20 protein-coding genes are annotated in these 25,919 nt (G+C 61.1%); 11 read left to right on the top strand and 9 right to left on the bottom strand.

The features are described 5' to 3' along the window. Positions 1 to 8: 8 nt before the first annotated feature. The 3 genes from proY to ETEE_RS13085 all read right to left on the bottom strand — a co-directional run bounded on the left by proY (position 9) and on the right by ETEE_RS13085 (position 5,754). Positions 9 to 1,406, bottom strand: coding sequence for a proline-specific permease ProY (gene proY / locus ETEE_RS13095; RefSeq protein WP_034163709.1), 1,398 nt, complete (start codon positions 1,404 to 1,406; stop codon positions 9 to 11). Between the two features lie 139 nt (positions 1,407 to 1,545). Continuing rightward, positions 1,546 to 2,853 (bottom strand): branched-chain amino acid transport system II carrier protein, encoded by a 1,308-nt coding sequence (brnQ, locus tag ETEE_RS13090; protein ID WP_034163710.1) that lies wholly within the window; start codon positions 2,851 to 2,853, stop codon positions 1,546 to 1,548. 678 nt (positions 2,854 to 3,531) lie between these two features. Beyond that, positions 3,532 to 5,754 (bottom strand): EAL domain-containing protein, encoded by a 2,223-nt coding sequence (locus ETEE_RS13085; protein WP_071881918.1) that lies wholly within the window; start codon positions 5,752 to 5,754, stop codon positions 3,532 to 3,534. A 349-nt stretch (positions 5,755 to 6,103) separates the two neighbouring features. On the opposite strand from ETEE_RS13085, the gene ETEE_RS13080 reads away from it, so the two are divergent. The 5 genes from ETEE_RS13080 (at position 6,104) to ETEE_RS13060 (ending at position 14,439) form a co-directional block, all read left to right on the top strand. Further along, a complete protein-coding gene (locus ETEE_RS13080) occupies positions 6,104 to 6,283 on the top strand; it encodes a YfgG family protein (protein ID WP_071844228.1) in 180 nt (59 codons plus the stop codon). Positions 6,284 to 6,411: 128 nt separating this feature from the next. Then, complete coding sequence (locus ETEE_RS13075; RefSeq protein WP_034163714.1) at positions 6,412 to 7,863, top strand: magnesium transporter MgtE N-terminal domain-containing protein; 1,452 nt, start codon at positions 6,412 to 6,414, stop codon at positions 7,861 to 7,863. A 178-nt stretch (positions 7,864 to 8,041) separates the two neighbouring features. Further along, a complete protein-coding gene (locus ETEE_RS13070) occupies positions 8,042 to 11,074 on the top strand; it encodes a diguanylate cyclase domain-containing protein (RefSeq protein ID WP_034163716.1) in 3,033 nt (1,010 codons plus the stop codon). Positions 11,075 to 11,107: 33 nt separating this feature from the next. Further along, positions 11,108 to 12,460: a molecular chaperone gene (yegD, locus tag ETEE_RS13065; RefSeq protein ID WP_034163717.1), complete on the top strand. Its 1,353-nt coding sequence runs from the start codon at positions 11,108 to 11,110 to the stop codon at positions 12,458 to 12,460. Positions 12,461 to 13,071: 611 nt separating this feature from the next. After that, a complete protein-coding gene (locus tag ETEE_RS13060) occupies positions 13,072 to 14,439 on the top strand; it encodes an APC family permease (protein ID WP_034163719.1) in 1,368 nt (455 codons plus the stop codon). An 81-nt stretch (positions 14,440 to 14,520) separates the two neighbouring features. Here the strand turns inward: ETEE_RS13060 and ETEE_RS13055 are convergent, their stop codons facing one another. Both ETEE_RS13055 and ETEE_RS13050 read right to left on the bottom strand, forming a co-directional pair. After that, positions 14,521 to 14,949, bottom strand: coding sequence for a TOBE domain-containing protein (locus tag ETEE_RS13055; RefSeq protein ID WP_034163720.1), 429 nt, complete (start codon positions 14,947 to 14,949; stop codon positions 14,521 to 14,523). 103 nt (positions 14,950 to 15,052) lie between these two features. Then, entirely contained in the window at positions 15,053 to 15,340 is a 288-nt protein-coding gene (locus ETEE_RS13050; protein WP_034163721.1) for a DUF2623 family protein, read from the bottom strand. 177 nt (positions 15,341 to 15,517) lie between these two features. On the opposite strand from ETEE_RS13050, the gene ETEE_RS13045 reads away from it, so the two are divergent. Then, positions 15,518 to 15,721 carry a hypothetical protein gene (locus ETEE_RS13045; RefSeq protein WP_005296746.1) on the top strand — a complete coding sequence of 68 codons (204 nt, stop codon included), beginning with the start codon at positions 15,518 to 15,520 and terminating at the stop codon, positions 15,719 to 15,721. Positions 15,722 to 15,938: 217 nt separating this feature from the next. Here the strand turns inward: ETEE_RS13045 and yjjG are convergent, their stop codons facing one another. After that, entirely contained in the window at positions 15,939 to 16,613 is a 675-nt protein-coding gene (gene yjjG / locus ETEE_RS13040) for a pyrimidine 5'-nucleotidase (RefSeq protein WP_034163722.1), read from the bottom strand. Between the two features lie 624 nt (positions 16,614 to 17,237). Between yjjG and ETEE_RS13035 the strand changes: the two genes are divergently transcribed. Further along, on the top strand, positions 17,238 to 17,552 hold the full coding sequence (locus tag ETEE_RS13035; protein WP_034163723.1) for a hypothetical protein: 315 nt from the start codon (positions 17,238 to 17,240) through the stop codon (positions 17,550 to 17,552). Here ETEE_RS13035 and ETEE_RS13030 read toward each other — a convergent pair. From ETEE_RS13030 to ETEE_RS13020, 3 genes are read right to left on the bottom strand one after another with little or no spacing between them, the layout of a single operon-like run. Further along, positions 17,549 to 19,549 (bottom strand): FUSC family protein, encoded by a 2,001-nt coding sequence (locus ETEE_RS13030; RefSeq protein WP_034163724.1) that lies wholly within the window; start codon positions 19,547 to 19,549, stop codon positions 17,549 to 17,551. The two genes, ETEE_RS13035 and ETEE_RS13030, sit on opposite strands and share 4 nt — an antisense overlap. Before the next feature lie 14 nt (positions 19,550 to 19,563). Then, complete coding sequence (locus ETEE_RS13025; protein WP_034163725.1) at positions 19,564 to 20,421, bottom strand: efflux RND transporter periplasmic adaptor subunit; 858 nt, start codon at positions 20,419 to 20,421, stop codon at positions 19,564 to 19,566. Between the two features lie 6 nt (positions 20,422 to 20,427). Beyond that, the gene (locus ETEE_RS13020; protein WP_034163822.1) at positions 20,428 to 20,667 is read right to left on the bottom strand and encodes a DUF1656 domain-containing protein; all 240 of its coding nucleotides are present in this window, start codon (positions 20,665 to 20,667) and stop codon (positions 20,428 to 20,430) included. Positions 20,668 to 20,982: 315 nt separating this feature from the next. On the opposite strand from ETEE_RS13020, the gene ETEE_RS13015 reads away from it, so the two are divergent. The 4 genes from ETEE_RS13015 (at position 20,983) to ETEE_RS13000 (ending at position 25,813) form a co-directional block, all read left to right on the top strand. Beyond that, entirely contained in the window at positions 20,983 to 22,140 is a 1,158-nt protein-coding gene (locus tag ETEE_RS13015; protein ID WP_034163726.1) for an N-acetylneuraminate epimerase, read from the top strand. A gap of 109 nt (positions 22,141 to 22,249) precedes the next feature. Continuing rightward, a complete protein-coding gene (locus ETEE_RS13010) occupies positions 22,250 to 22,939 on the top strand; it encodes an oligogalacturonate-specific porin KdgM family protein (protein WP_034163727.1) in 690 nt (229 codons plus the stop codon). Between the two features lie 358 nt (positions 22,940 to 23,297). Then, entirely contained in the window at positions 23,298 to 24,779 is a 1,482-nt protein-coding gene (locus ETEE_RS13005) for a sodium:solute symporter family protein (protein WP_034163728.1), read from the top strand. A gap of 143 nt (positions 24,780 to 24,922) precedes the next feature. After that, positions 24,923 to 25,813: a MurR/RpiR family transcriptional regulator gene (locus ETEE_RS13000; RefSeq protein WP_034163729.1), complete on the top strand. Its 891-nt coding sequence runs from the start codon at positions 24,923 to 24,925 to the stop codon at positions 25,811 to 25,813. Positions 25,814 to 25,919: the final 106 nt, after the last annotated feature.

The raw sequence follows: 25,919 nt of genomic DNA, 5'->3' as shown, positions 1-25,919 counted from the left end.
GGCGCGTATCACTCCACGTGCTCCGGCGGCAGCGACTGCGCCAGGTCCGGCGACGCCGGCTGGCGGACAAAGCGATAGCCGATCAGCAGGGCCAGGATCCAGATGGCGCCGGCGTACAGCGATATCCGCGTATCCGGGAAATAGCCGATCAGCGCGATGATAAAGGCCAGAAACAGGATCCCCAGCAGAGAGGTATACACACCGCCGCGCAGCGGGAAATCCAGCCCTTTGACCTGCTCCGGCGTCAGGCGGCGGCGAAAGGCGATCTGCGACAGCAGGATCATTATCCACACCCACACCGTGGCAAAGGTCGCCAGCGAGGCGATCACCAGAAAGACGTTCTGCGGCATGATGTAATTCAGGTATACCGCCACCAGCAGCGCCAGTACCATCACCACCACCGTGACCCACGGAATGCCGTGGCGAGAGAGGCGGGCAAAGATACGCGGTGCATGTCCCTGCTGCGCCATACCGTGCAGCATGCGGCCCACCCCGAACACATCGCTGTTAATCGCCGACAGCGAGGCCGTGATCACCACAAAGTTCAGGATCCCGGCGGCGGTGGTAATCCCCAGGTGCTGAAAGGTCAGGACGAAGGGGCTGCCCTGGGTGCCGACCTCATTCCAGGGATAGATGGACATGATCACAAACAGAGTGCCGACGTAAAACACCAGAATCCGCAGCGGCACCGAATTGATCGCCTTGGGGATCGCCGTCTTGGGATCGGCCGCCTCGCCGGCGGTGATACCGATGATCTCAATCCCGCCATAGGCGAACATCACCAGCTGCAGCGACAGGATCATCCCCATCACACCGTGGCTGAAAAAGCCGCCGTTGCTCCACAGGTTATGAATACCGGTCGGCTGACCGCCGTTGCCGATGCCCCAGATAATGATGCCAAAGCCCGCCAGGATCATCACCACGATGGTGGCGACCTTAAAAAAGGAGAACCAAAACTCCAGCTCGCCAAACACCCGCACGCTCATCAGGTTCACCGCGCCGATGATCAGCACCACGCTCAGCACCCAGATCCAGTGCGGCACCGCGGGGAACCAGACCCCCATATAGATGCCGAACGCCGTCACGTCGGCGATCGCAACAATCAGGATCTCGAAGCAGTAGGTCCAGCCGGTGATATAGCCGGCCATCGGTCCCAGATAGTCCTGCGCATAGCGCGAAAAAGAGCTGGCCTGTGGGTTATTAACCGACATCTCACCCAGGGCACGCATGATGATAAACGCGACCACGCCGCCGATCAGATAGGCCAGCAGCACGCTGGGCCCCGCCATCTTAATGGCGTCGGCCGAACCGTAGAAAAGGCCGGTGCCAATCGCCGACCCCAACGCCATAAAGCGGATATGGCGCGCATTGAGCCCCCGCTTTAGCTTATTGGCTTGTTGTTGCATGTGATGAGTTACCCATTCGCCTGTCAAAAAAAAACACGGACGCAGACGCCCGTGCTGAAAAACACCGATGATTATAGAGTGGCCGCCGGCGCAGTTCACGTCATCAACTGTAACAATTTCATGACGGCCACGCTTTACATCATGACCGGGCGCGCCCCAGCAGGCGATCGAACAGACCGGCCAGCGCCATCATGGCCAGCGACGGCGGCAGCCATGCCAGCCCCTGCTCCGCCAGCGGCAGATGCTGAATCCACCCCGGCAGGGCCGTCACCATTCCCGCGCCGGTCAGCGCGTCCAGAATGCCGAACAGCAGACTGACCGCCATCACCGGTACAAAGACCCGCGGCGCGCGGTGCCACCAGCGCAGGGTAAAGCTCAGTACCACCAGCGCAATACAGGGCGGATAAATGGCCGTCAGCACCGGGATCGAGATTTTGATGAGCAGGCTCAGCCCCAGGTTGGAGACCACCATGGAGAACAGACCCAGCATAAACACCAGCGTACGGTAGCTCAGGGGCAGATGCTCGGCAAAGAATTCGGCACAGGCGCAGGTCAGACCGACCGCCGTCACCATACAGGCGATGAAGATCAGCGCCGCCAGGAAGATGGCGCCCATGTTGCCGAAGGTGTGCTGCACATAGGCGTGCAGGATCACCGCGCCGTTCTGGGCATCCGGCACCAGTACGCCGCTGTCGGACCCCAGCTTAAACAGGCTAAGGTATACCAGCGTCAGCCCCAGGCCAGCGATCAGGCCGGCCCAGATGGTGTAGCGCGTCAGCAGGCGGGCATCGCTGACCCCGCGCGAGCGGGCGGCGTTGACGATGACGATGCCAAACACCATGGCGCCCAGCGTATCCATGGTCAGATAGCCGTTAACAAAGCCCGTGGAGAACGGAATCTGACGATACACCTCGGTCGCCGGAACCAAGCTGCCCGCGGGCCAGATCAGCGCGGCAATGCCCAGGATCGCCAGCGCGGCAATCTTCAGCGGCGCCAGGACGTGGCCCACCGTATCCAGCAGCTTTCCCGGGTACAACGAAATCACGACCACCAGCGCAAAATAGATCACGCTATAGCCCAGCAGCGGCCACGTTCCCTCGCCGGTCAACGGCGCGATGCCGACCTCAAAGGAGACGGTGGTGGTACGCGGAATGGCGAACAGCGGCCCGACCGCCAGATAGGCGACCGTCGCCAGCAGCAGGCCGGCGCGACGGCCGAGCGGCGAGCTGAGGGCGTCAATGCCGCCCCCGACCTTGGCCAGCGCCACCACGGTCGCCACCGGGAGACCGACGGCAGTGATCAGGAAGCCCAGCGCGGCAATCCAGACATGCTCGCCGGACTGCAGCCCCACCATCGGGGGGAAAATAATATTGCCCGCGCCGACAAACAGCGCAAAGGTCATAAAACCCAGCGCCAGGATATCTCTAGAGGTTAAACGATGCGTCATAATATGATGTCGTGATGCCTTAATTCTTAGGATATATCCGCTGTCCACAGCGCGCGGCGGCCCGGTGGCGCGCAGCGGTTGGGAAGCGTCACTATTTGGTATCGCGGGGGAAAACTCCTTGCGGATGGCAACAGAGATCACTCTCACTACTCTGGGGGAGCTTACCTCAGAATCGCGTCAGGGCGGCATGTGCCCAGGTCCTTAACCGCATTTACATCCACACATACCACGCCGCGGGGAAACCGTGCACGCGCTCCCGTAGGGAGCCGCACAGCCCTGCCGCGCCCTGACGGCGACGGCATTCACGATCCCCATGCACGACAGGCGTAATATGGCGACAGCGGTAATAAGTAAACACGTTACCGCCAGTAAAAGACAAGGATTAAATTCAACTGCGGAATCATTCTCCATATAAATACACCAGTTCAGATAATGATTTGGAGTTATTGGAGTATGACCAGAGATAAATTGCCCCCATCGCTGGTGTACCCTGCGGGCGTTAGCGCAAAAAAACGCCGGCAAAAAGCATTTTCCTCTGTATGGCACAGCGGGAGACATCGCGTAACCAGCGTCAAGAAAACTGTGAAAGAGTCGGCATGTTACCCGCGATGAATCAATCTGATAACTATCGAGAGTTATCGCTTTCCCCCGTTGCACATAAAATGACGCGATAAGCCGCTATTCTTTTGCTGTCTCCGCGCTAGGCAAGAGCGCGCTCAGCGGGATCGGCGTCCCGGCCAGACGCCCCTGAATGGCGTCGACCCCCAGCTGCTTCAGGCGTGCGCGCTGGGCATTGCTGTCCACCCCCCGGGCCACGACCGTCTGACGCCGAAGGTGGGCGACCTGACACAGCGCTGTCACAATATACTGCTCCGCGCTGTCGGCTCCCAGACGGCGGCTCAGCGCGGGCGTCATTTGCAGGATATCGGCATCCAGCTCCGGCTGCCCTCCGGCGTGCACGAAGTCGATGCCGCTCAGGGCGACGTGACACCCCAGGGCACGCAGCGCGCTCAGCGCCGACGGCGCAGGCGACAGCGCCGCCAGTTGGTCCGCCCGGAAGGTCAGGAGCAGCTGCCAGGGCTCGATGCGGTACTGCGCCAGCACGCTCTCCAGCAGCGCCGGCAGCGTCGGCGGACTCAGCCCGGCGCAGGAGAGCGGAATGGCCACCCGGATCCCGGGCAGCTGCGCCCGGTGCCGCTCGATAAAGGCGAGCGTATGGGTCAAGACCCAGCGATCGAGCGTGGCCGTCAGGCCAAACTCCTCGGCGATCGGCAAAAAGCTCTCCGGGCTCAGGTGGCTCCCCTGCTCATCGACCACCTTCAGCAGGATCTCCTGATAGCTCTCGCCGCGAAAGCCTTCGATGGGCTGAGCAGACAGGATAAAGCGATCGTTTTCCAACGCGCGCTGCAGCGTTTTCAGCAGGCCGGCCTTGCGGCCAATCCCCTGCTGCAGACGGCGCTGATTCAGCGCCAGGCTCTCCAGCCGCCCGCTGTCCAGCGACTGCTCCGCCATCGCGCTCAGCTCACCAATCAGGCTATACAGCGCCTCGACCGTTCCCGGGACGCCACAGTAGCTCAGCCCCAGCTGCCGCTGCAGCGGCAGCCCATTCCACTGCAGGCGAAAGGCGTGCGCCACCTGCTCCAGGTGGCGCAGCGTCTGCTGCGCGCGCCCGGGCTCCAGACGGATCAGCAGATCATAACCGGGCAGATGATACACCCGCTCATCGGCGTGCAGCGCCGCCCGAAACGCGGCCGCCAGACGCTGCTTATAGCTCAAGCGTACCTGCATGCCGTAGGTACGGCACAGGGTATCCAGGCTGGAAATGCGTACGAAGCACAGCACCGAGCGGCCATAGCGCTGCAGATCCTGCTCCAGACAGCCGACGTTGGGCAGCTGTACCACCGGATCGATCATCGCCGCCCGACGCATATGGCGGTACAGGCGGCGCTGTCGACCATTGATCGCCGCCATCAGGATCACCGTCAGGGTAAACACGATCAGCATGGCGGTAATAAAACAGATATTGCGGCTCAGATCGTCCGGCTCGACATAGCCTTCATAGTTGAGCAGCAGGATTATCACCGCCACCGACCAGACCAGCGTACTCAGCAGATAGCCATAGCGCATGGCGCCAAAAATCATCACCGGCAGCAGCAGGGTCAGCGTATAGTCGGTAAACAGAATGCTGCCCTGCGCCTGCGCGCGGATGCACAGCAGGGCGATCATCACGGCAACGACGCCGCCCCAGAGGTAGGGCTCCCACCCCGCGGCGTCGCCCGTTTGCTCCCGCCGGCAGCGGCGGCGCATCACCTGCCAGTAGCGCGGGCGGCGCAGCAGACGCAGCAGGTGATAATAGAGCGGGGCACCCACCAACGCGCCCAGCACCATCCCCTGGTAGTTAGTCAGCGTACTCATTGAAAAGGGGAGCCGTTCGGCAAAGAAAGAGTGCCCGGAAAACATCCCCATGGTGACCGCTATCTGGGTCAACAGAATGAACAGCAGGGGAAACATGCCGGCGAGCCAGAACAGGCGCGGCAGCATCTGATGGGGTTTGGCCAGCCCGGCGCGCCAGCGGGGCCCGACCTGCTGGGTATAGCCCCACCAGCAGAGCAGCAACGTCAGGCTGAAGGGCAGCCCAACCGCCAGCAGCGGCGTCACGCCATAGGCGAGATAGAGCGTCGCCAGCGCCACGAGCACGATCGGCGCCAGCATACGGCTACCGTACAGGAAACTCAGCGCCAGCGCGGCGGCGGGCAGCAGGGCGATAAGGTACGCCTGCCCGTTTGGCAGGATCACCCGCGGTGAGTATAAAATACTGAGTGGAATAACCAGCAGGGCGAACAGCAACGGTTCTCCCCAGCGGGACCAGCCCGATATGGTGCGACGCTTATCTGCTTTCATGGAAACGGCTTAATCACTGCCCTTATCGCTCATCGCTACTCGCCGGCGGACCCCTGTTACGCCCCGATCGCCCTATTTAGTTACCCTGCGATGGTATCACGAAAACCGCGGCAGAAAAATGCGTCAGCCGCCGCGGGAGACAGCGGCGAAACATCGCGCGCGCCCGGCGACGGCGCAAGAATCATCAATATTTTTTATGTAATAGAGCTCATCATCATATCCGGATCGCGATCACCGGGAGAGGATAGCGACATCGCCGGCCATTGACGCCCGCCCGTTACTGTGCCTAAATCACCCTATAATTTCGAATAAGAGACCCTACGTTTTAATGATGATAATGACCCACAAGATGAAACGACGAACCAACATACGTATGACCCGGATCGTATTGCTGATAAGCTTCATCATTCTGTTTGGCCGTCTGCTGTATGCCTCCATCGGCGCGCTGGACCATCACCGCAGTCAACAGAACACCTCCGTAGAACAATCGCAGCCCCTGACCCAGAACGACGCCAACGACCGCCGCTGAGCGTTCCCGTACGCCCCCGCGATCTCCCCGTTGCGTCCCCCGGCGGCGGAACCGATAATGGCGGATCGCCGCTGTCCGCAAAACGCCCATTAACCCCATTGATCAACCATCACAAGGATTGAGTCACGATGTCCGCCACCGTTACCCTCAGCGCAGAGCAGCGTGCGCAGACGCGTACGCGTATTCTGCAGATCCTGCTGACGGAGCAGGCCGTTAGCGATGGTCTGCTCGGTCGTCTGGACGATCCCCATCTGCTCAACGATCCGCAGCTGCTGGATGACAGCGCCGAGATCCGCCAGGCGGCGCGCACGCTGCCGGCCGACGATCTCAGCGATATCCTCTGCGCCCTGCCCTGCGATCGGCGCCTGGCGCTCTGGTCGCAGCTAAGCCAGGGCCAGCAGGCACAGGTGCTGGCCCACAGCGATCCCTGCCTATGGCCAGAGCTGACGGCCACCCTGAGTGACAAGGCCCTGCTGCAAACCCTGCAGTCCCTACCGCTGGAGCGCCGCATCACGCTCGGCCGCCAGCTGCCGCAGCCCTTGACCGGACGCATGCTCACCCTGATGGAGGGCGAACAGCGTAGCCGCGCACGCACCCTGCTGAGCTACGCACTGCACAGCGTCGGTGCCCAGATGACGCTGGATACGGAAACCCGCAGCGTACGTCAGGATATGGCCCTACTGCTGCTGCTGCAGTGGCTACGCCAGCGGCCGCCGCTGCCCGGCGGCAGCGATCGGCTGTTTGTCACCGACGGCAACGGCCGCCTGTGCGGCGAGCTGCCCCTGAGCACCCTGCTGGCTGCCGCGCCGGATGGCCGCGTCGCCGATATCATGCTGCCACCGCCCCAGAGCCTGCATCCCGACGATGATGCGCTCGACGCCGCCGCCATGCTGATACGCGAGAGGCGCGCCTGCGTCCCGGTCACCGACGATAAGGGCATGCTGCTGGGGCAGTTTAACCTGATCCAGGCGGCGCAGTGCCTGCAGCGCCACCACGAGCAGCGCCTGTTCCGCCTGGCCGGCCTGCGTCAAGATGAGGATCTGTTCGCCCCGATCACCCGCAGCCTGCGCGCCCGTGCGCTCCCGCTGGCGGGGATCTGCGCGCTGGCGCTGCCCGCCGCCCTGCTCAGCGCCGGCCTTAGCCCGCTGCTGGGCCACTGGCCGATGCTGGCCCTGCTGCTGCCCCTGCTGATGCTCCTGTGCGCCAGCGGCGCATGGCAAAGCGCCGCCGTTGCCCAGCGGGCCCTAAACCGGCGACACCTGCTGCGCGCCAACGCGGCGCCGATCGTGGTGCGTGAGCTGGGCGTCGCGCTGCTGGAGGGGCTGCTCATCGGCAGCCTGCTCGGCGTTATCGGCGGACTCTACTACCAGGATGCGCAGATAGGCAGCCTGGTGGTGCTGATCGCCGTCGTGGCCATGATGCTGTCCGCCCTGCTTGGCGTTCAGCTGCCGCGCCTGCTGGCCTGGCTGGGGGGACGGCAGCGGCAGGCCAGCATGGCGCTGATCGGCGCCCTGGGCGGCAGCCTCGCCTGCCTGCTGCTGCTGCTGCTGGCCCGGCTGTTTTTAGGGGGCATCGCATAGCGCGGCGGCGGCCTGGGAGAGGCCGCGATTCGCCTCCGCTTTTAATCGACTAAGGTCTAGGTTTTGCCTCGGCGCGACAGACCGACACTATACTGAGAAAAATCGTTTCACGGCCGCAGCTGCGACACTTCCACGGGCCGTGCGTTGGATACACTTTTTGGCTATCAGGGGCAGTTATATGGCAAGCAATTCTCCGTGTATCCGCGACGAGGTACACCCTGCCCCGTGGCAGCTGATGCTGTTTGCCGCCGTAAACGCGCTGCTGGCGCTGGTCAGCCTATTGTTGATCCGCAGCGACGCGGCGCTGCCGTCGCTGTGGCTGCCGACGGCGGCGACCACCGCGATCCTGTTTCACTGCCGGCAGCGGGACTGGCCCCGCCTGGTGGGCATTTCGCTGCTCAGCAGCCTGCTCCCGCTGCTCCTATCCCCCACCTATTTTCCTCCGCTGCACTATGGGCTCCTCCACGCCCTGATCGATCAGCTGCAGGCGCTGCTCTGCGCGCTGGCGCTGCGCCGCTGCCTACACGGGAGCCCCCCCTTGGGCAGCCTGATGCAATGGGCTTACTTTATCCTGATCGCCGTGCTGGCCATTCCACTGCTGTGCGCCATCCTGGCGGCGGGCGTCGCCACGCTACTGCACCGGGATGCCTTCCTCAGCGGTGCCGGATTCGCCTTTATGTCTGATGCGCTGGGGATGCTGGCGCTCACTCCGCTCGGGCTGCTGGCCAGGCCACCCGGCGGCCTGAGGCGCGTCATTCCCCTACAGACGCTCCCTATTCTCTTGATAACATTGGTAAGTGGTTACTATGCGCTGCCGCTGCTGCCGTACCCCTTTACCTTTATTCTTATCCCGCTGCTGTGGGCCGCCGTCGCGCTGCCGCTGTGGCCGGCGTTCCTGATTTTTTGCTGCACGGCGCTGCTGCTGTGCGCCCAGATGAACGGTCATGCCATCGCCGGCGAAAACCCCCTGCTGTTGTATATGCCGATCCTGCTGGTGCTGCTGCCGGCCCATGCCATCGCCATCCAGACGCATGCCTACCGCCGCGAGAGCCGGCGTCTGGAGGAGAACGAAACCCGGCTGCGCAACGTCATGGAGTATTCCGCTATCGGCACGGCCCTGATCGACCTGCGCGGGCGCTGGATACAGTTCAACCCGGCGCTGTGCCGCATGCTGGGCTACGATGCGGCGATCCTGCAGCGTCTGCGCTACCGCAGCCTGATCTACCCGCCGGACAGGCAGAGCGATAAGCGCCAGCTGGCCGATCTGCTGGCCGGCCATATCGACAGCTATACCCTGGAAAAGCGCTATGTACACCGCAGCGGGCGCATTATCTGGACGCTGCTGACCGTCTCGCTGGTGCGCCCGCCGCAGGCGGAGGCGGAGTCGCTCTACTTCGTGGCGCAGATGAAAGAGATTAACGATATCAAAAATAACGAGCGCCAAAAGCAGCGACTGCTGGATACCCTGCATCAGGAGCGTGAGCGCTTACACATCACCCTGAGCGCCATTGGCGAGGCGGTGATCAGCACCGATCCCCAGCAGATAATCCGTTTTATGAACCCCAGCGCAGAGAAGATGACCGGCTGGGCGCAAACCCGGGCGATCGGACGCCCCCTTGGACAGATCGTTACCCTGCAGGACAGCGTCAGCGGCGCCGCCCTCTCGGTGCTGCGCCCTGCAGACGAAGAGGGCGACGGCGCGGAGAACGACTGCCAGCGCCTGGTCAGCCGCAGCGGACAACGCTACGAGGTACAGAGCCGGGTCGCCGAACTGCGCCACAGCGACGGCGTTCTGATGGGCTATGTCGTGGTTTTTCAGGACGTCAGCGAGACGCGAACCCTGCTGCGCCAGCTCTCCTACAGCGCGCTGCACGATCCGTTGACCGGTTTGCCAAACCGAGTCAGCTTCGAGCAGGCCCTGCGCCGCGCGCTGCGCTCCGCTATCGAGTCACAGCGGCATCACGTCCTGGTCTTCCTCGACCTCGATTACTTTAAGGCCATCAACGACAGCGCGGGCCACGCCGCCGGCGATGTCCTGCTGCAAAACATCGCCCAGATGATGCGCTCCCTGCTGCGCCCCCAGGACACCCTGGCCCGCCTGGGGGGCGATGAGTTCGCCATGATCCTCAGCGACTGCGATATCGCCCAGGGAAAGCGCATGGTTGATCAGCTGATCCATGAGATCGCCGCCTACCGCTTTTACTGGCAGGGGGGGCTGTATCGCATTGGCGCCAGCGCGGGCCTAACCCTCCTGTGGCACCGCAACGCCCTCGCCGATGAGGCGATCAACCAGGCCGACGCCGCCTGCTATATGGCCAAGCGCAGCGGGCGCGGACAGGCGTTCTGCCATCAGGGCGACCGGCTCCCCAGCGCCCCTCACGGCGTACATGAGCCGGATGCCGCCCAGCTCAGCGAGCTGTTGGCAGCGCAGCGCATAACCCTGCTGCTGCGCGCCGTCTGTCCACGCAGCGCCCCCCAGCAGATTATGTTTTATCTGCTGGATCCCGAAGCGCGCCGCCCGGACGGCTCACCGTTCAGCGCCTCCGCGCTGGCGAGCGCCTGCCTACGCTACCAGCGTCAGCAGGATGTCGAACGCTGGCTGTTCAGCCAGCTACTGATCCGCCACGCTCGCGCCTTAAGCCAACAGCCGCTGGCGCTGGCCGTTTCGCTCTCCACCGCCAGCCTGTGTCAGCCAACGTTTGTCAGCTGGCTGTGCGACACGCTGCGCAGCTCCCCGCTGCCCGCCCGTCAGCTGCTGCTGCGCCTGGAGGAGAGCGCGCTGATCGACCGCCAGGCACAAACCGCCCCGGCGCTGAGCGCTCTGCATCACTGCGGCTGTCGCCTGATTGCCGAAGGCTTTGAACGCCGTCTGGAGAATATCGCCCGCCTGGAGCATAGCCCGGTGGAGTACCTGCTCGCCAGCAGCGAACTGGTTGCGCAGGCCCACGCCAACCGTATGGACGAGGTCATGCTGTCGCTGCTGCATACCCAGGCCCGCAGCTGCGGCCTGCAAACCATCGCCGGCCCCGCCGAGCTGCCCGCTACGCTGGCCACCCTGAACCTGCTGGGCATCGATCTGTTGTTTGGCAGCAGCGTGCACCCCACGCTCACGCTGCCCCAGCTGCTGAAGCACCTGAGCCGCGGGGCGCCGCCGCCCGCGGCGACGGCCGACCACAGCGCCCCCATTGCCGAGGACGCCGCAATGCAGTAAAGTCGCCGCCCTTCACCGGCATGGGAAACAACGATGTATATTGGTTTTGACTATGGCACCGCCAACTGTTCTGTGGCGGTCATGGACGGCGAGCAGATCCGTATGCTGCCGCTGGAGCAGGATTCGCCCTACCTTCCGTCAATGCTGTGCGCACCGACGCGCGATGCGGTCAGCGAATGCTTACACCGCCACTGGCACATCCCCACCGGCAGCGACGAGAACCAGCGCCTGCTGCAGCGCGCCGTCGCCGCCAATCGCGAAGAGGATATTCACGTCGATGCGGACAGCCTGCAGTTTGGCCTACAGGCGTTGCACAGCTACAACCGCGACCCGCAGGATGTGTACTTTGTAAAGTCGCCGAAGTCATTTCTGGGCGCCTCCGGGCTTAAAGAGCAGCAGATAGCCCTATTTGAAGATTTGGTCTGCGCCATGATGGTGCACATTCGCCGCCGGGGTGAGGCCTCTCTGCAGCGCCCCATCGATCAGGCCGTCATCGGCCGTCCGGTCAACTTCCAGGGCAGCGGCGGCGATGAGGCCAACGCGCAGGCCCAGGGGATACTGGAGCGCGCCGCGCGCCGCGCCGGACTGCGCGAGGTGACGTTTGAGTTCGAGCCGGTCGCCGCCGGACTGGACTTTGAGGCGACCCTCAGCGACGAGCGACGGGTGCTGGTTGTCGATATCGGCGGCGGAACCACCGACTGCTCCGTCCTGCTGATGGGGCCACGCTGGCGCGCCATGCAGGATCGCAGCCAAAGCCTGCTGGGCCACAGCGGCTGCCGCATCGGCGGTAACGATCTCGATATCATGCTGGCCTTTCGTCAGCTGATGCCGCTGCTGGGCGCCGGCAGCAGCACCCTCAAGGGGATCGCCCTACCGTCGCTGCCCTACTGGAATGCCGTCGCCATCAACGATGTTCCGGCGCAGAGTGACTTTTACAGCGCAGCCAATGGGCGGCTACTGCGCGAACTGCTGCGCGACGCCAGCCAGCCGCAGCAGGTAGAGCGCCTGCTGCAGGTCTATCGCGATCGCCTGAGCTACCGGCTGGTACGCTGCGCCGAAGAGGGGAAAATCGCCCTGTCGCAGCAGCCCCACTGCCGCGTCGCGCTGGATTTCATCGCGTCGGGGCTGGAGACGACCCTGCACGACGAGGCGCTGGCGGCCGCCATTACCCAGCCGCTGGCGCGGATTCAGGAACAGGTCAGCGCGGCGCTGGCGGTCAGCGCTATCACGCCGGACGTCATCTATCTGACCGGCGGCAGCGCCCGCTCCCCGCTGATCCGCCGCGCCCTGGCGCAGCAGCTGCCCGGCATCCCGCTGGCCGGCGGCGACGACTTTGGCTCGGTGACCGCCGGACTGGCGCGCGCGGCGCAGCGGCGCTACGGCTAAATCGATTCCCGCCGCCGATATCGGCGGCGGAAATCCGGTACGCTAATGGTGTTTTATGTCAATTTGTTTCAGACAAACTGATTAAACCCGGTCATCCGTATCTTTAGCGCCGCTGAATAAAATAAATCAAATAAAAAACAACAAGTTAATAAGAATCCCGCCGGACAAAAAATAAATTTAATAAATCGCATTCATCGCTTGTCATCCCCGATTGAGTGCGGCAAAATACGCGCCCTGCGAATAGCCGATGTTTTACGTTGTGTCATTAAGTAAAGACCAATGGACGTCGGTTATTTTTTTGTAGTGCAGAAAATCAAGTAGATGACTGAGGCCGGCCTTCGACCGGACATGATAATAGCTATTTATGCGGTTCCCCCGCATGTTGACTGAGGAAATCTAGATGGGGCAATCATTCGCTTTCGCACCGGGCTTCACCGGTATGCGCTGCAGCAGCAGCGACTATGGGGCAAGCGCGCCGTTTTCCGTTCGCGCTTCTTTATCCCATCCCCTCTTTGAATATCCAGCATACCGCTTCACACGAAGTTTTCCTGTGACCTCTCCGCTTTGCGCTTCATCAAATCAAAACGTCGAGAGCATGGGAGGACTGCGTCATGGCCGCTAATTCCGCCGCTTCACAAAACCGCGTTCAGCTGCGCAAGACCTTGACCCTGGTACAGGTGGTCATGATGGGCCTGGCGTACCTGCAGCCGATGACCATCTTTGATACCTTCGGTATCGTCAGTGGACTGACCAACGGTCACGTTGCCACCTCTTATGCTATTGCGCTGATTGCCATCCTGTTTACGGCGATCAGCTACGGAAAGCTGGTTAAACGCTTCCCGTCTGCCGGCTCGGCCTATACCTACGCGCAGAAGGCGATCAGCCCGCACGTCGGCTTTATGGTGGGCTGGTCTTCCCTGCTCGATTATCTGTTTATGCCGATGATCAACATCCTGCTGGCCAAAATTTACCTGGAAGCGATTTTCCCCGGCGTTCCGTCGTGGATTTTCGTCATGGCGCTGGTCACCATGATGACGCTGTTCAACCTGCGCGGCATTAACCTGGTCGCCAACCTGAACACCGGCATCGTGATCGTGCAGGTCGCCATCATGATCATCTTCCTCGGCCTGGTGGTGCACGGCATCACGCAGGGCGAAGGCGCTGGCACCCTGCTCAGCAGCCGTCCGTTCGTCTCAGAGGATGCCCACCTGATCCCGATGATCACCGGTGCCACCATACTCTGCTTCTCGTTCCTCGGCTTCGACGGCATCAGCTCCCTGTCGGAAGAGACCCCAGACGCCGGACGCGTCATCCCGAAGGCCATCTTCCTGACGGCGCTGATCGGCGGCATCATCTTTATCGTGGTCTCCTACTTCCTGCAGCTGTACTTCCCGGATATCTCCCGCTTTAAGGATCCGGATGCCTCGCAGCCGGAGATCATGCTGTACGTGGCCGGTAAATTCTTCCAGTCCATCATCCTGGTCTTCTCCTGCGTAACGGTGCTGGCCTCCGGGATGGCGGCGCACGCCGGGGTTTCCCGTCTGATGTACGTGATGGGCCGCGACGGGGTATTCCCGGAGCGTTTCTTCGGCTACATTCATCCCAAGTGGCGTACGCCGGCCTTTAACGTTCTGCTGGTCGGGGCCATCGCGCTGTCTGCGGTCTCCTTTGACCTGGTAACGGCAACCGCGCTGATTAACTTCGGTGCACTGGTAGCCTTTACCTTCGTCAACCTGTCGGTTATCTCGCAGTTCTATATCCGCGAGCGCCGCAACCGCACGCTGAAAGAGACCTTTGCCTACCTGATCCTACCGCTGATCGGCGCGGCAACCGTCGGGGTGCTGTGGATGAACCTCGAGGCCAGCTCCATGACGCTGGGCCTGGTCTGGGCGGCCATCGGCCTCGGCTATCTGGCCGTGCTGACCCGCCGCTTCCGTCAGCCGCCGCCGCAGTATCAGGATGCGGAGGCCGCACAGTAACGCGCGTTACGCGCGCCGTCGCTGCGTAAAACGTAAAAAAAGCGCCCCCGGGGCGCTTTTTTATCTTTGGCGCTCGCGGCGTTACTGACGCACCGCCAGCAGCACGCTGGAGGCCTTCACCAACGCGATCACCCTGCTGCCGGCGTGCAGATCCATGCTGTCCGCACTCTCGTTGGTCACGATCGAGACCAGCGTCAGGCCGCTGTCGCTCTTCAGCTCGACGGTGGTATTCACCGCACCGTGCTGCAGCGCCATGACCTCGCAGGGGAACTGATTGCGCGCCGAAAACTTCAGGCCACAGGTTTCCGAAGCCAACATCACCCAGGGCGCCTTGATCAGCGCAATGGCCTCTTTGCCCTGCGCCAGCCCCATGGCGTCGCGGCTGGCGCTGGTGACGACTGCCACCAGCTTCTCCCCGCCGCTCAGCGTCAGTTCCACCTCATCATTCACCGCCCCCTCCGCCAAGGCTGAAACGGTTCCCTGTAACTGATTGCGGGCTGATACGGTCATTTTTTTCTCCTATCCGATCGTCAATACCGATAATGAATGTCGATATAGCCTAACAGACTCACCAACATCGATGCGTCGTCATTGCAGCAGAGTACGATCTGGATCAGATTCGTTCATAGCCGGTGTAGTAATAGCGCTGCAGCTGGCTATCCTCACCGCTGAGAAAAAATTCGGCGATAGCGTCGCGCTCCAGGCCGTACAGCCGGGCCAGCTCACCGGCGCGACAGGCGGCCATATAGCGATTATCGATGCGCTTGGCAAAGCTGTAGGCGAAACCGCACACATAGCCGCGCCGGTAGTCAAAGCAGCGGCGCCGCATCTCGCCGGCACCGCAGGGCTCGTAGCTCTTTACGCCGTCCATGACTCCATCGCCAAAGTGGTTATTTCCCATCCTCTCCCCCCGATCCACACGGCCATTCGTTATATACGTAAATATATAACGAATGTGGGATCGGATGCCATCCCCGAAAAGGAGCTGAGAATACTACTATCGCTACTCCACGCTGCGCCCAGAAATCGGTATAATCGGCGCCGGTCTATCACCTATCCATCAACACGAGGTATTTTTATGGCAGACGAATTTGACAACGCCAGCGCGCTGGAAGAACTGGAACGCGATCTGGCGCTGGCCAACCGTCACAAACCCAGCATGGCGCCTACCGGGTATTGCTACAACTGTCACGCACCGATCCCGACGGGAAACTTCTGCGACAGCGACTGCTGCGAAGACTGGCAAAAAGTACAGTGGGCCAAGTCCCAGCGCCAGCGCTAACTCCCGCACTCTCTTCCCGCGCACAACGCCGCCGATAGCCATCGCGGCGCCCGCTTCGCTGACCTGCGGCATCATTCGGCAGGCTGCCCGTACACCCTCTCCGTTTGGGATTCCCCGCGCCATACGCACGGCGATCGGCTATTGCCTATTGCCGCGCCGGCGTCAGCGCGTGCCCATAGCCCGCCGCCTCCCGCCGGAGACGGCGCTGTGAGCGCGATCAGGCTAGTAAAATCTGCTGCAGCTCGCGCAGCGATCCGACCTGGTAGCTGGGCGTGATCCCCTGCGGCGCCGGCTCATCGCGGGTATTCAACCAGCAAGTATCAATACCGGCATTGATACCGCCCAGAATATCGGAGTGCGGATTATCGCCCACCATCAGGATCTGCTCACGCGGGGGATTATCCATCAGGGCGAAGGCATGCTCAAAAATCGCCACGTCCGGCTTGGCGACCCCGACCTCCTCCGAGACCACCAGGGTCGCGAAGGCATCGCTCAGACCGGTGCGCTGCAGACGCTCATTCTGCATGGCGGTAAAGCCGTTGGTGATGATACCCATCCGCACCCGGCCCCGCAGGGAGAGCACCAGTTCACGGGCGCCCGGCAACGGCTCGCAGATCTCGGTCATCGCCTGAACAAAGGCATCGTTAATCGCGCAGGCCGTCATATTGAGGCGCTGGGCCCACCCCTCAAACCGAACCTCCTGCAGCTGGCGCGAGGTGATCCGCCCCTCCTGATAATCTACCCACAGCGGCTGGTTCACCGCCTCGTAGGCCTGGTAATCCTCCACGCTGAAATCGACGTTAAAGCGGGAAAACATCAGGCGCAGCCCTTGATAGGCATCAAAGCGGAACAGCGTTTCATCCGCATCAAACAAAATCCAACTGTATTTCATCTCGCTCACTTTCCACTCAACTTCACCTGCGCGCCCCACGCCGCGGCATGCGACGACGAAGAGGGCATGAAAATAACGCGCTGGCCCGGCGCGGCGTCGCCTGACGCGATACGCCGGCGGCATTCCCCCGCGACCAGCGTATCCGGGCGCAAAAAACACGGGCTATTGTGCCACAGAATGGGCAGGGCGCCTTACGCAACGGGAAAAAGCGCCGCGAAAAAACGCCGCGGACGCCGGCGCAATAGACGATCCCACGCACCGCGGCGCCAATAGGGTTAATTTCATTTAAATCGACACGTTCCCCCAAAAAAACGCCGCGCTCCCCGCACGGCATGCTGGCAATTACGCCCCGAATAGCGCGTCGTGCGAAAAATCCTAATATCTTTCTACAGCCATTTGTTTTTATTGATAGTTTTCTTTAGAAAAGCACCTTGACGCTGCCGCCGCAATCTTGCTATACAGGCGCCGACACCCTTTTTGGCTATGCTCTTTTTATAGCTAGGTTATCTGGAACACGACCGCTGAGTCCCCTGGCTACGCGTCTGTCGCCGCTGGCAGGCCGGCCACAGCGGGACATGCAGCGGTCATTTAAGGACAAAAAACAGTCAATATCAGGATAGATCTATGGCCTCCCGAAGATGGCACATGCCCGGAAACCCGCGCTCGGACAGCGGGCCACGTCTGCGCTCGCTAATCGATCAAATTGCAGAAAAACAGCAGGCGGTACCGCCGCCGCCGCGCTACCGCCTGCTGGTTTCGCTGCTCAGCGTCAGTGAAGAGATGCGCGACTTTTGCACCCTGCACCGCATCAGCATCAGCGATGCCCCCTGTCTACAGGTGATGTTCGTCGGCGAAAAAACCGATCTGCAGCTGTTTATTCGCTGTTTTCTGCCGCAGGAGCGGCAGTACGACTGCCTCAACGCGCTCTATCTGGCTTAGTCCATCGCCATCTGCAGCTGACTCAGGGCGCAGTATAAGCGCCAGATAACACCGGCCAGATCGCGGGCGCTGGGGTTAGGATGGGCGGCGAGCAGCTCACTCATGCGCGCCAGCTGCGCCAGCGTGTGCGTCAGGTGTGCCTGCTGGACCCCCTCCTCGCTGATGATGCCGTGCAGACCGTGCAGGCAGAGATCCCGTACTCGCTCCAGCGGGTCGCCGCGCGCCTCCCAGTTACGCAGCTGCCAGACGATGTGCGTACAGTTCAGCAGCACCATGCCCCAGCGCAGCAGCCAGCGGCGGGCCAAGGCATCCCGGCTTTGGTTCAGCTGGCTGATACGGTGATAGATCAGCGACTCATACTGCGCCTCGCTGCTGCGAGGGTGGGCCGCCAGCTGCCCGATAAAGTCCCGGCGCATCGCCCGGATGATCCGGCGACCTTTACGCCGATCGGAGCTAGGATGAAGGATCTGGAACGCCAGCGCGGCCAGCAGCACGCCGCCGATCTTGGCGATGCTGCCGTTCAGCACGCTGGCATAGTCGTACTGCGGCGGATTGGTCACCATCAGAAACGATCCCATAAATACGATAACCTGCCCCCACAGCGCCGCATGGCGGGCGCTTTGCAGCTTCAGCAGCTGCATGGTCAGCAGGATCGGCGCCAGAATGAGACAGAAAACCCAGAAATCATTTATCTGGATCATCAGGCCAAACTTCAGCAAAAAGCAGAAGACTGACAGCATGATCATCGCCTTAAACAGCGTCATCAGGCTGCTCATCGGCGAGGCCGACGCGGAGTACAGCACGCAGGTTACCGCGGCGATAGCCAGCGCCGATGCACCGCTATCCCATTGGGTCTCAATCCAGAATGCGCAGCCCAGCACCAGGGTACAGAAAGTTCGCAGCGCATTGTAGGCCGCCTCCAGCGTATCGGTATGCAGCGCCAGCGGCGGCGTGCTCGGTGGGGTCAGCGCCGCACTCTCGCTGCCGCTCTGAGCCAGCCGCTGCAGCCAGCGAAAGCTGCCGAGGTACAGGCGGACAAAGCGCTGCACCTGACGGACAAAGGCCTGCAGACGCACCCGCGACGTCGGGCTCGCGTACAGCGGCGCCAGCAGGCGCGCCGTACGGTAGGGATCGCACGTCGGCTGCCGCAGGGCATCGACGATCTGCGTCAGCACCGTCTCCAGCGCGGGCGGCGCATCGGGCCAGTGCTGCCGCATGCGACGGATAATGGCGATGGCGCTGGTCATCCGTAGCTGCTGGTGCAGCAGATAGTTGAGTAGATGATTGTTGCGGCGAAAGTGGTAGTGACTCCAGAAGGCCTGGATACGCAGCAGGTTCAGGGTGAGGATCTCGCGGATCACCGTCTCATGGGCCGTGCGCAGATCGCTGCCCGGCGCTGGCGCCCACAGCATCAGCGCATGCTCCAGCAAGCGCTGATGCATGCGCCGCAGCGACGTCAGCAGATTGGCGCCGTCCGAGTCATTGGGCATGATCATCATCATCAGGGCGCCGCACAGCAGGCCGGTGATCACCTCGCACACCCGCGCCTGAGCGATATCGAATATCTGCATGGTATCGCTGCTGTTCGGCGTGGTAAAGGCGATGATCGCCGCCGTATAGCCCGCCAGCGCGAAGGCATAGGAGAGGTTGTTCTGATAGTGGTTAGAAACATACGTGCACAGCGCTATCCAGCCCGCGATGCAAAAGGTAAACAGCCAGGGTTCATTCAGGCACAGCCCGGCGATCACCATTGAGGCCAGCGCCCCCAGCAGGCTGCCGATAATCCGGCCGATGCTCTTGCCGATCACCCCGCCCACCGTCGGAAAGCTGACCACCGCCGCCGAGGTAAAAGCCCAGTAGGGCTCATCCAGATCCAGGGCGAACGCGATCCACAGCGCCAGACACATCGCCAGGGTATTGCGCAGCGCGTAGCGCCACTGCCCCGCCGTCGCCTTTCCCCAGGGCAGCTGCTGCCACAGACCGCCGTTGCGCGTCATCATTCCACTCCGCCCTAGGGTTTCAGGGTAATGGTGCAGGTCATGCCCGAAACCAGCAGCGTATCGGCCGCCACGCCGTCCAGGGCGATACGCACCGGCACGCGCTGCGCCAGACGCACCCAGGGCACGTTGGGCTTCACATTCAGCAGCATATCGGCGCCCGGCTCGGCGCTCTGATCGTCGATGGCGCGCCCAATGCTTTCAACCCGCCCCTGCAGCGGCGTACTGCCGTCATACAGCATGATATCGGCCCGATCGCCGACCCGGATATGGCGCAGCTTGGTCTCTTCAAAGTATCCCATCACATAGAACGAATGGCGATCGATCAGCGCCACCAGCGGCGTGCCGGCGTGGGCATAGTTGCCGGCCCGGCTGCGCAGGTTGGTGATAAAGCCATCCGCCGGCGCCTCGATACGCACGTGGGCCAGGTCCCACTCGGCCTGCGCCAGGCTCTCGCGGGCGACCTGATAGGCGGCCTGCATCGCCTTAACATTCAGCTGCGCGGTATCCAGCGACTCGGCGGAGATGGCGTCCGCCGGCAGACGGCGCCGCCGCGCGGCCTCGTGCTGCGCCTTGTCCAGATCGCTTTGCGCCCGCATCAGCGCCGCGTTGGCCCGATCGCGGGCAATAATGAACGGCTGGCTGTCCAGCGTGAACAGCAGCTGCCCCCGGGTCACAGCCTGATTATCGCGTACCGCCACGCGGGTGATGCGCCCAGAGACCTCCGGCGTCACGCTGACCAGCTCGGCGCGGACCTTACCGTCGCGGGTCCAGGGCGACTGCATGTAGTAGTTCCACAGCCATCCGCCGGCGCACAGGGCGATGGCACAGGCGATCACGCTCAAAAAATATTTCAGGGAGTGCAGTTTCATCGAAGACTATCCGCAGATTAGCAAGGCAAACGCCAGGGTGATGCATATCACGAGGAGGGAGAGATCCAGCAGCGTGGGATGCCAGATATCGCCGCCGTAGATCTGGGCGCGCAGCAGGCGGTGAACGATCAGCCACAGCAGCAGTCCCAGCGCCACCGCCTTAAACAGCGGGGGAAAGTACAGTGAAGCCCCAACGACCAGGTCGGTCAGGGGGGAGAGCGGAAAGATCGGCATGATCGTTAGCATCACCACGGTGTCTATTGCGATGCGCGGCATCGGCAGACTAATAACATTTACCCAATATTAGCACGCGAAGTATAATTAGTGATGATTTTTCTATGCCTATAAACCCGTTGGGTTCGCGACCCGATGGCGCTGCACAATAAAGCAACGGATTCATTTTTGAACTCTCTCACACTTCACACAAAAGCAGATTGAAGTATAACTCCAAAGATCATTTTATAATGGAGCAATACTACAACAACGTCCTGTCATGTCCGTCGTCCACCCCGCGGGCAGAACGGCCACCGCATCATGATACTTTAATCGCAAGGAGCTTATATGCCTGGGTTAACGCAGCCAGTCGTCCGTCTTCTGGCCGCCGTGATTTTATCTGCCTTGATTATTCCTGCCGGAAATGCGGAGATATTACCCGTACTGCCAACGCCGTTTAAAGGCGGCACCGGCGCCATTCTCAACAACACGATTTATATCGGGCTGGGCAGCGCCGATAAATCCTGGTATCGATTGGACTTGGCCGCCCAGGAAAAGCGCTGGGAGCCTATTGCTGCATTTCCTGGCACGGCCCGGGATCAGGCGGTGACGCTGGCGTTAAATAATAGCCTGTACGTGTTTGGCGGCAGCGGTAAGGCTAGCCAGCACGATGAGACGCCCTCCGCATTAACCGATACCTATCGCTATATACCGCAGAGCGATCAATGGCAAAAAATAGATACGCATCCGCCACGGGGCTTTGTCGGTCACGCCGCCGTCGCGCTCAACCGCACCCAGGGGCTATTTTTAGGCGGCGTAAACAAACAAATATTTGATGGTTACCTCCGAGACATTCATCAAAATAAAGATAATAAGCCAGCCTCTGATAATATTATTCAGCGCTATTTTGATAAGCCGAGCGAGGATTATTTCTTTAGTCGGGAGGCGCTGCTATTTGATGCCGACGGCCAACGCTGGCAGTCGCTCGGCGTCACCCCCTTTGCCGGAACGGCGGGCTCGGCGCTGGTGCGCAGCGGCGAACGCATCACGCTGATCAATGGCGAGATCAAGCCGGGTCTGCGCACAGAGCGGATCCACTATGCCACCTGGTCCCACGATCGGCTGCGCTGGACCGGCGAAGGTGCGCTGCCGCCGCCGCCGGGAGAGCCGCTTCAAGAGGGGCTGGCCGGTGCCTACGCAGGCTACAGCCATGGAACCCTGCTGGTGGCGGGCGGCGCCAACTTCCCCGGAGCCCGGGCCAACTATCGCCAACGGCACTATTATGCCCATCAAGGGCTTAATAAGCACTGGCAGCAGGCCATCTATGCCCAGCTGGGCGAGCGCTGGCAGGCCATTGGCGAGCTGCCTGTCCCGCTGGGCTACGGCGTCTCCGTCAGCGATGGCCAGCACCTTTACCTGATCGGCGGAGAGACGCTACAGGGCCAGGCGGTCGATTCGGTCATCACGCTCAGCATGCGCGACGGCAGGCTGATCATCGAACGCTGATACGCCGCCGCCGATAACGATTACCCGTGCCGCGATCCCTTCTATCGCGGCGACGACTAGCTGTACCCATAAATAATCAAAAACCACTCAATATCTCTGGGAATGAAAAATGAAAAAGACCATTATATCATTAGCGCTATCTCTCATTTTCTCTGCAATAAACGCGCAGGCCACCACCATCGACTTTCGCCATGAATATGCAGATGCCTCACGCATTAATAAGGATCGCATCGCCATCATTCATAACTTTGCCAGCGGCGTAGGATTTTACGTTGATGCTAGCGTAAAATCCGGTGGCGTAAATAGCGAGCAGGATAAATTTTTAAGCGATCTAGTAACCAACGCTATTGAAATGGGACTGAGCTATAGCCATAAGCTGTCCGATAATATCACGCTACAGCCAGGCATTATTTTTGAGAGCAGCGCGGATACCGCTATCTATAAGCCTTACCTGAGAGCGCAATACAGCTTTGACAGCGGTATTTACATCGCCGGGCGTTACCGTTTTGACTATGCGAGAAAAACGCAGGATGGCGTAAACGACGAACAGACAAACCGCCTGGATGGTTATATTGGCTATCGATTTGATGATTGGCGTGTTGAATATGATTATACCCAAATGTATAGCGACGCACTTAAATACGATAATAAAAAGACCAATTATGAACACAACGTCGCCCTCTCTTACCGGATAAATCCGTCCTTTACCCCCTATATCGAAGTCGGCAACGTCGCCGTCAACAGCAACAGCGATGCGCGCCAGACGCGCTACCGCGTCGGGCTTCAGTACAACTTCTAACGCCTCTGCGGGGCGCCGCCGCGCGCTCCGCTAACGGCACAGACAGGGCTGTAATCTTTAAATTCATCAATGGGAAAGTGTGCGCTGCACTACATAAGAGAGCGATTTTCGTACCACATTATGCGACGCCTCACACTTCCCCATTTTTTCGCTTGATGAAGCAACGCTCCGAAAAAATAATCATAACGGAGCAAAACACCAACAAGACCCGCCTCTGCCCCAGGACGCAGAGCCGACACAACGACCCTAACGGAGGACGGCGTGATGCACTATCCAATATCCCCCCGCGGCGCGCGCACCCGCCGGACTATCGCCGTCAGCGCCCTCCCTCTTACCTTACCCATGGCAGGAATTAAACATGCAGATTCATGACTTCGGATTCCTTAACTATGCCGTCCTGTTCGGCTACCTGCTGGCGATGATGCTGGTGGGGATGTACTTTGCCAAGCGCCAGAAAACGGCGGATGACTACTTCCGCGGCGGCGGCCGCGTTCCCGGCTGGGCCGCCGGCGTCTCCGTCTTTGCCACCACCTTGAGCTCCATCACGTTTATGTCCATTCCGGCCAAGGCCTATACCTCGGACTGGACATTCATCATCGGCCAGTATCTGGCTATCGCCATTCTGCCGCTGGTGTTTTACTTCTACATTCCGTTTTTCCGCAAGCTGAAAATCACCTCGGCCTACGAGTATCTGGAGGCGCGCTTCGATGTCCGCAGCCGGCTGTTTGCCAGCCTCTCGTTCATGCTGTTCCACATCGGCCGCATCGCCATTATCACCTATCTGACCGTGCTGGCCCTGCGTCCCTTCCTGGCCATCGATCCGGTGGTTCTGGTGCTGCTGATCAGCATTCTGTGCATCATCTACACCTGGATGGGGGGGATTGAAGGGGTTATCTGGACCGACGTGATCCAGGGGCTGCTGCTCTCCGGCGGTGCCGTGCTGATCTTCATCATGATCTGTTGGAAGGTGAACGGCGGGATTAGCGAGATCTACAGCGTCACCGCCGCCGCCGATAAATTCTTCCCGGACAGCCAGTTTCACTGGAGCTGGACCAACAGTACCATTCCGGTGCTGATGATAGGCTTTCTGTTTGCCAATATTCAGCAATTTACCGCCAGCCAGGACGTAGTCCAGCGCTACATCGTGACCGACTCCATCGAGGAGACCAAGCGGACGCTGATCACCAACGCCAAGCTGGTGGCGATTATCCCCATTTTCTTCTTCGCCATCGGCTCCGCGCTGTTTGTCTACTATCAGCAGAATCCGCAGCTGCTGCCGAAGGGCTTTAACACCGGCGGGATCCTGCCGCTGTTCGTGGTCACCGAAATGCCCAGCGGCATCGCCGGGCTGATCATCGCGGCCATTTTCGCGGCGGCCCAGTCCAGCATCTCCAGCAGCCTGAACAGCATCTCCAGCTGCTTTAACTCCGATATCTATGTGCGGCTCAGCCGTCACGAGCGCAGCGCGCCGCAGAAGATGAAGATCGCCCGTCTGGTGATTATCCTCGCCGGCCTGCTGAGCAGCCTGGCCACCATTTGGCTGGTGCTCTCCAATGAGTCCGAGATTTGGGATGCCTTCAACAGCCTGATCGGCCTGATGGGCGGCCCCATGACCGGCCTGTTTATGCTGGGGATCTTCTTTAAACGCGCCAACGCCGGCAGCGCCTTCTGCGGGATCCTGGTCAGCATCGTCGCCGTGCTACTAACGCGTTACGCCTCTGACCTCAACTTCTTCTTCTACGGCGTCGTCGGCGCCATGTCGGTCGTCGTGGTCGGCGTGCTCGCCGCGCCGCTGTTTGCGCCGGCCAAACAGGTTACGCTGGATCGCGAACGCGTCTGACGCGTGCCCTTCTCTCCCAGCCCGGTCCATGCCGGGCTGACTTTTTTTAAACGTGGTTATTTGCTACGCTTAACGTTACATATCCCAATTCCTATCCCGCAGCGCCGCTGGACGGTGCAGTTCATCAATCAAGGCGCCCTCTCATGAAGGACTCTCAGCAGATTCGCTTACAGCCCGGAAAAATCCTCGACACGCTCTCTGCCATGCAGAACAGCCTGACCCGCGTATCTCAACGGATTGCCGACTATATCCTGCGCACCCCGGCGCAGGTCACCCAGTTCTCCATCGCCCAGCTTGCCCAGGCCACGCAGTCCGGCGAGGCGACGGTGATCCGCTTCTGCCGCACCCTCGGCTATAAAGGATTTCAGGATTTCAAGCTGGACCTGGCGATTGAACTCGCCCGCGGCGACGCGGAGGAAACCCCGCTGCTCGATGCCGAAATCATCGACAGCGACGATGTACCGACCATTGGCCGCAAGCTGCAGTCCGCCATCAACAGCGTCCTGTCAGAGACGCTGAACCTGCTGGACATGGCACAGGTACAGGCGGCGGTCGATGCGATTCGTCAGGCCAACTACCTGTTTATCTGCGGCGTCGGCTCCTCCGGCATCACCGCCGAAGACATGAAAAACAAGCTGATGCGCATCGGCTACCGGGTTAACGGCACCAGCAATAACCACTTTATGTACATGCAGGCCTCGCTGCTGCAGCCGGGGGATGTCGCTATCGCCATCAGTCACTCCGGGGCTTCACCGGAGACGGTACACGCGCTCAAGCTGGCGCAGGAGGCCGGCGCGCGCACCATCGCCCTGACCCACAATCTGGGGTCGGCGCTGATGCGCTATGCCGATATCAGCCTGATCAACGGCAATAATCAGGGGAAGCTGCAGGGGGACTCCATCGGCACCAAGACCGCCCAGCTGTTCGTACTGGATCTGCTGTACACCCTGCTGGTTCAGGCGGAGCCGCAGCGCGTTACCGCGCAAAAGCTGCGGACGCTGAACGCGCTGCAGAGCGCTAAAGCGCTGTCGTGAACGGCCGCCCGCGCCCCGGCGGGCAAAAAATGCAGGAGCTCACAGTTTAACGAAAATCTACCGTCGTCACGCGCTGCGACGGTTGCAGCTCACCGTATGACGCCCT

This window comes from Edwardsiella anguillarum ET080813, from assembly GCF_000264765.2.
In the GTDB taxonomy this organism is placed as follows: domain Bacteria; phylum Pseudomonadota; class Gammaproteobacteria; order Enterobacterales; family Enterobacteriaceae; genus Edwardsiella; species Edwardsiella anguillarum.
This window is presented reverse-complemented; position numbering and strand designations above follow the sequence as displayed.